General features: G+C 54.9%; 5 protein-coding genes. 3 read left to right on the forward strand and 2 right to left on the reverse strand.

Going from position 1 to position 6,345, the window contains the following annotated elements; all coding sequences use genetic code 11:
- Positions 1-78 precede the first annotated feature (78 nt).
- Entirely contained in the window at positions 79-237 is a 159-nt protein-coding gene (locus tag AC0QHF_RS20715) for a diguanylate cyclase domain-containing protein (RefSeq protein WP_324706135.1), read from the reverse strand.
- 239 nt (positions 238-476) lie between these two features.
- On the opposite strand from AC0QHF_RS20715, the gene glgX reads away from it, so the two are divergent.
- On the forward strand, positions 477-2,543 hold the full coding sequence (glgX, locus tag AC0QHF_RS20720) for a glycogen debranching protein GlgX (protein WP_324706136.1): 2,067 nt from the start codon (positions 477-479) through the stop codon (positions 2,541-2,543).
- Positions 2,544-2,754: 211 nt separating this feature from the next.
- The gene (purC, locus tag AC0QHF_RS20725; protein ID WP_324706137.1) at positions 2,755-3,483 is read left to right on the forward strand and encodes a phosphoribosylaminoimidazolesuccinocarboxamide synthase; all 729 of its coding nucleotides are present in this window, start codon (positions 2,755-2,757) and stop codon (positions 3,481-3,483) included.
- 49 nt (positions 3,484-3,532) lie between these two features.
- On the opposite strand, the gene AC0QHF_RS20730 is transcribed toward purC, so the two are convergent.
- Positions 3,533-3,658: a hypothetical protein gene (locus AC0QHF_RS20730; RefSeq protein ID WP_324706141.1), complete on the reverse strand. Its 126-nt coding sequence runs from the start codon at positions 3,656-3,658 to the stop codon at positions 3,533-3,535.
- A gap of 52 nt (positions 3,659-3,710) precedes the next feature.
- On the opposite strand from AC0QHF_RS20730, the gene AC0QHF_RS20735 reads away from it, so the two are divergent.
- Positions 3,711-6,083, forward strand: a complete 2,373-nt coding sequence (locus AC0QHF_RS20735) for a BamA/TamA family outer membrane protein (RefSeq protein WP_473113737.1) — start codon at positions 3,711-3,713, stop codon at positions 6,081-6,083.
- Positions 6,084-6,345: the final 262 nt, after the last annotated feature.

Here is a 6,345-nt window from a genome sequence, read left to right on the forward strand (position 1 = left end):
TGGCGGTCGGCCGGACGCACTCCGCCCGATCGCATCCTTTTTTTTCGGTTATCGGCCGCCCGGTGCGGGCGACAATTTTTAAGCCTTCGTCGCCGGGGATCCGTAACTGTCGTTATATTGTTTGAAATAGTCGAGATCGCAGAGGATTATAGATCGGGACGTTTTTGGACGGACTCGGCGATGATGACTCCATCTTTTTGCCGGTCGAATTGCGATCGCCCTTCCCCTCGCGTTCAAATGAACCGTTCTCGAACTCTCAAAATGCGATCGATTTCGCTGCGAGTGCGATCGGCGGAACCCGGTTTCTCAATTTTCATGAGAATTTGACGTCCGAACGGTCTCGCGATCGCTTAAAATCTTAACAGATTTTTCGACAAAATCTTGGAATCGCTCCAAAATCAAGCGATTCGGGCTCCATTCGGAACCCGTTTGTCCCACCACCATTCGTCTTGAAATCTGATAAGGAGTCCACCTGCATGAATCCCGAGATTTTGCGCGGCCAGAGTTTTCCCCTGGGTGCGACTGTTTACCGCGATGGCGTCAACTTTTGCGTCTTCTCCAAAACCTGTGCGGCCCTGGAGTTGCTGTTTTTTGACGAACCCGATGCCGCTGAACCCTCCCGCGTCATCCCCTTTGACCCCCAGTGGAACAAAACCTTCTACTACTGGCACATTTTCATCCGGGGACTCAAAGCCGGACAAATCTACGGATACCGCGCCTACGGGATGTTCGAGCCGGAAATGGGCTATCGCTTCGACAAAGAAAAAATCCTCCTCGACCCCTACGCCAAAGCCGTCGTCAACACCGAAAATTACAGCCGCCAAGCCGCCTCCACTCGCGGTGACAACTGCGCCAAAGCCTTAAAAGCGGTGGTGGTCGATCCCACGGTTTACGACTGGGAAGAAGATAAACCCCTGGAAATCCCCTACTCGGAAACCGTCATTTACGAACTTCACGTCGGCGGTTTCACCCGCAATTCCAACTCCGGCCTTCCCCCCGCAAAACGGGGAACCTACGCCGGATTGATCGAAAAAATTCCCTATTTAAAAGACCTGGGAATTACGGCGGTGGAATTGATGCCGGTTCACCAGTTTGACGAACAGGATGCCGTTCCCCCCCGGAAGAATTATTGGGGTTATAGCACGATTTCCTTTTTTGCCCCCCACTGTCAATACAGTTTTCGGAAAGACCCCCTCGGGCCAGTTGATGAATTTCGGGATATGGTGAAAGCTTTTCACCGGGCGGGAATTGAAGTGATTTTAGATGTCGTTTTCAACCACACCGCCGAGGGCAACGAAAAGGGGCCGACCCTCTCATTTCGGGGCCTCGACAACCCGATGTATTATATGCTCGAAGACGACAATCCCGCCTATTACAGCAACTACAGCGGCTGCGGCAATACGATCAAAGCCAACCACGAAATTGCCGGCCAGATGATTATCGACAGTCTCCGCTACTGGGTTTCGGAGATGCACGTCGATGGATTTAGATTCGATTTGGCTTCCATTTTTTCCCGCGATCGCGACGGAAAACCGATGGAACACGCCCCGATTTTATGGATTATTAAATCGGACCCGGTGCTGGCGGGGGCGAAACTGATCGCCGAAGCCTGGGATGCCGGTGGACTTTATGAAGTGGGATCTTTTGCGGGCGATCGCTTTACCGAATGGAACGGACAATATCGCGACGATGTCCGCAGTTTTATCAAGAGCGATCCGAAACAAGTCGAACGTCTCGCCTATCGAATTATGGGCAGTCCCGACATCTACCCCAAACCCGATCGCGAACCCCATTGCAGCATCAATTTTATCGCCTGCCACGATGGTTTCACCATCAACGATCTGGTCTCCTACAATGAGAAACACAACGAAGCCAACGGCGAAAATAACCGGGACGGACACAACGACAATCGCAGTTGGAATTGCGGCTATGAAGGCCCCACCAATGATGCCTACGTCGAAGCCCTGCGGAACCAACAGATCAAAAACTTTTGGACCGTTTTACTCGTTTCCCAAGGGACGCCGATGTTCCTGATGGGGGACGAAGTGCGGCGGAGTCAGCGGGGAAATAATAATGCCTACTGCCAAGATAATGAGTTGGGTTGGTTCGACTGGAGTGACATCAGCCAACACGCCGATTTATTGCGGTTCGTCAAAAACTTGATCCGCCTCACCCAAAAACTGCATATTTTCCGCATCGAAAGCATCTTGGTGATGGACTCCAAAAGTCACTTGCCGAATATCACCTGGCACGGCGTCCGCCTCCACCATCCCGACTGGGCCGACTACTCCCGCACCATCGCCTTCAGCCTCCGCCACCCACAGCACGACGAATACCTTCATATCATGCTCAACGCCTACTGGAAACCCCTGCTATTTGAACTGCCCCCCCTCCCCAAAAACAAACGGTGGCATCGCATCGTTGATACCGCCCTGGCTGTCCCCAATGATTTCTGCAACGAGAAAACCGCCCCCTCCGTCCCCGGAAATTATTACCGAGTTTTGGGGCGATCGTCTGTCATGTTGATGGCAAAACCGTATTAGAAGGGTGTGGGGTGTAGGGTGTAGGGTGTAGGGGATGGGGAATGGGGAATGGGAAAAAAGAGAAAATTCTGACTCCTGACTTCTCACTCCTCGACTCGGGGGGAATCTACAATCTCAAATCAGGGCGCAAGACGCAGCGCCCCTACAATCCCGACACCCGACACCCCAATTATTGTAAAATTAGCAGCAAATCATTCGACGCAAAATTGATATGTCCGATCGCCAAAAACTGTACGAAGGCAAAGCTAAAATTATCTATCCCACCGACGATCCCGAGGTGTTGCTGGCCTACTACAAAGATGATGCCACGGCTTTCAACGCCCAGAAACGGGGGACAATTAAAGGAAAAGGGGAAATCAACTGCACCCTTTCGGCCCATTTGTTCCGACTTCTGGAGTCCAAGGGGATTCCCACCCACTATATCGACACTCCGGCCCCCGACCAGATGCGGGTGAAGCGGGTGCAGATCGTCCCCGTGGAAGTGATCGTCCGCAATATCGCGGCGGGGAGTTTGTGCAAGCAGACGGGAATTCCGACGGGGACGGTGTTGGAACCGACGCTGGTGGAATTTTGCTACAAAAATGATGAGTTGGGCGACCCCCTGCTGACCCGCGATCGCCTATTGTTGATGAAGTTGGCGACTCCTGAACAACTCGAGGCGATCGAAACCTTCAGCCGCCAAATTGATGCCATCCTGACCGAATTCTTCGGCGAGTGCGGCATCACCCTGGTCGATTTCAAGCTGGAATTCGGCATCACCACCGACGGACAGTTGGTGCTGGCCGACGAGATCAGCCCCGACACCTGCCGCCTCTGGGACCAGTCCGAAACCGATCCTAACCGCCGCGTCATGGATAAAGACCGCTTCCGCCACGATCTGGGAAACGTGGAAAACGCTTACGAGCAAGTCTTGGCGAGGGTCGTCGCCCGTTTGGGTTGAAGGGATTGCCACAATCTTGTGAGACAATGCCACAGAATGCGGTAAAATTTCACAGTTTGTCAGGTGTCAGGTGTCCGAAAATCGGGGAACCCGTCGGCGATCCCCGCTTCAGGCCGTGACCGATGACGGATGGCTGATTATTTGGTGTGTGGATGTCCAATAGTGTGAACGACATACGCTTCTCTCCTTTCTTTGTGGCGTGTTTTGCCGCCTCGGCAACGTTTGGATTGGCTAATTCGGCGAGGGGTGAAACATCTGCACTCCCCCCGACGGAATATCAAGAACCGTCGGGAGGGTTTGAAGGACACCCAGATTTTCAGAAGTCCAAAGCGATCGCCGATGGGACTCTCGCTAGTTTGTGGGAAGCGAAAATCGCCCCGGGGGAAGCGCGATCGCCCTTATTTGATGTCAAACAAAACGAGAGTTTGGCTTTCAATAAACCCTCTCCAACCCCCACAGAAGAGGTGCGATCGCCCTTATTTGATGTCAAACAAAACGAGAGTTTGGCTTTTAATAAACCCTCTCCAATCCCCACAGAAGAGGTGCGATCGCCCTTATTTGATGTCAAACAAAACGAGAGTTTGGCGCTCAACAAACCGCCCCACACCCCAACGACATCCCACACCCAAAAAGAACCCGAATGGGCCGTCCGCCTTTTAGAATCGATCCACTTCGAGCTGGCGATGGCAAATACCTTGGAGCTGGCCCAGGATGCTGTCGATCCCACCGAAGACGTACCGCCCCCCGAGCCCACCTTTGAACCCCCTTCCACCACGCCCCCGTCACCCGCACCCGCCCAAGCCGAACCGGAGGTATTGATCGCCGAAGTCGCCGTGGCGGGGACGGATAATCCGGAATTGGTGGATGTGGTTTATAATGCGATCGCGATCGAACCCGGACGCACCGCCACCCGTACCCAACTCCAGCAAGACATCAACGCCATTTTCGCCACGGGTTTTTTCCGCAACGTGCGGGCCGTTCCCGAAGACACGCCTTTGGGGGTGCGAGTCACGTTCGAGGTGGAACCCAACCCCCCCTTACAAGCGATCGTCGTGGAAGGGGAGCAGGTTCTCCCACCAGAAATTATTGACGAAAGTTTCGCCGATCAACTCGGCGATATTATCAATCTCAACCGTATCGAAGAGGGCATTGAGGCGATCGAAGCCTGGTATCAGGAAAATGGCTACGTCCTCGCCCAGATCATCGATGCGCCCGACGTCACCACCGATGGCATCGTCACCCTGGAAGTCGCCGAAGGGGTGATCGAGGATATCCAAGTGCGGTTTCTGAATGAAGACGGGGACGCGGTAGACGCCGACGGCAACCCCATCGAAGGCCGCACCCGCGACTTTATCATCACCCGGGAAATCGAACTCCAGCCCGGGGATGTCTTCAACCAACAAACCGCCCAGGACGACCTAGCCCGGGTGTTCGGACTGGGGATTTTTGACGACGTGCGACTGCAACTCGAACCGGGGGACGACAATCCCCGCCGAGCCACCATGATCGTCAACGTCATCGAGCGCAGCACCGGTTCCCTCGCCTTCGGGGGCGGGATCAGTTCCGCGACGGGTTTATTCGGAACCCTGAGTTATCGGGAAACGAACCTGGGGGGCAACAACCACCAGTTGGCTGCAGAGGTGCAGGTCGGGGAACGGGTGCTGCTGGTGGATTTGAGCTTCACCGACCCCTGGATCGCGGGGGACCCCTACCGCACCTCCTACACCGTGAATGCCTTCCGGCGGCAGGGCATTTCTGTGATTTTTGAAGAGGGGGATGAGGACGTGCGCCTCCCCAATGACGATCGCCCCCGAGTGGTGCGGACGGGGGGCGGCATCAGCTTCACCCGTCCCTTGGCGGAAAATCCGTTCGTGCGGCCCGACTGGATCGGTTCTTTGGGTTTTCAATATCAGCGGGTGGAAGTGACGGACGCTGACGGTGATATCACCCCCCGGGACGACAAGGGCAAACTGCTTACAGCCAGCGAGGACGGCGAGGACGATTTATTTACGTTCCAGTTCGGACTGGCCCGCGATCGGCGCAACAATCCCCGGGTTCCCACCTCCGGCTACGCCTTCCGGGTGGGGACGGAACAGGCGGTCCCCCTCGGTTCCGGGAGTTTATTTTTCAACCGGGTTAGGGGCAGTTACAGCCACTATTTCCCGGTCAGCATCCTGGATTTCGTCCCCGACGCCCCCCAAGCCCTGGCGCTCAATTTCCAAGCTGGGACAATTATCGGCGAATTCCCCCCCTACGAAGCATTCCCCCTCGGGGGAGCGAATACCGTCCGCGGCTGGCAGGAAGGTGCCCTGGGGGCGGCTCGCAGCTTCGTCCTGGCGTCCGTTGAGTACCGCTTTCCCGTGTTTTCGGTGGGCAACTTTTTGATCGGCGGGGCGTTATTCGTTGATGGGGCTTCGGCTTTGGGGACTCAGAGCACCGTCCAGGGCAACCCCGGCGGCATCCGCGGCAAACCCGGAAGCGGTGTCGGTTTCGGCGGCGGCGTCCGCATTCAGTCCCCCCTCGGCCCGATCCGGATCGATTACGGGATCAATAACGAGGGTGGCAACCAAATTCACTTCGGAATTGGGGAGCGATTTTAAACAATTGATAATTGATAATTGACAATTGATAATTATCAATTGATTTCTTTATCCCTATCGGCGATCGCTTTTTGTGTCAGAAACAAAGAGCCAGAAACCGGGTTTCTAGGGAAAATCTCTGTCATCTCACCAAAATTGTTATAGAAACCCGGTTTCTTTTTCGGTGGCTAAGGAGCGATCGCGACAATTATAGCGCTGCTAGAGGGGGTGTAGGGTGTAGGGTGTAGGGTGTAGGGAGGGGAAATTCCCTCGACATCAGGGT

This window comes from Lyngbya sp. CCY1209 (assembly GCF_055795065.1).